The sequence below is a fragment of the Onishia niordana genome, from assembly GCF_004798965.1.
Classification (GTDB): Bacteria; Pseudomonadota; Gammaproteobacteria; order Pseudomonadales; family Halomonadaceae; genus Onishia; species Onishia niordana.
Genome location: NZ_SDSD01000152.1, coordinates 1 through 244, shown reverse-complemented (window position 1 = coordinate 244; position 244 = coordinate 1). Strand labels below are relative to the sequence as shown.

The 244-nt window shown below is 38.9% G+C and carries 1 protein-coding gene; it reads right to left on the bottom strand.

Going from position 1 to position 244, the window contains the following annotated elements; translation table 11 throughout:
• A partial coding sequence (locus ETC27_RS18305; RefSeq protein ID WP_205742803.1) for a motility associated factor glycosyltransferase family protein occupies positions 1 to 244 on the bottom strand: 244 nt, incomplete at both ends.

Sequence of the window (244 nt, the reverse complement as noted above, 5' to 3'; positions counted from 1 at the left end):
GTAGATGTCCGCAAAGTTATCCTCAGCTTTAAGTGGATATTTTGCGTTTTTAATCTCTAAACTTCTTTTTGTGCCGATCTGAACAATGCCCAAATATGGATAGCCTTCAATCTTGCGAATGGTGTGCTGCCCTTGAGTCAGATATTTTACAAAATTTTGCTTATCCTTCAAAGAAATCCTTTCAGGATAGTCAAAATTCAGAGGCAGGTACACATTGGTCAAATGATGGTCAAGCCTTCCACCA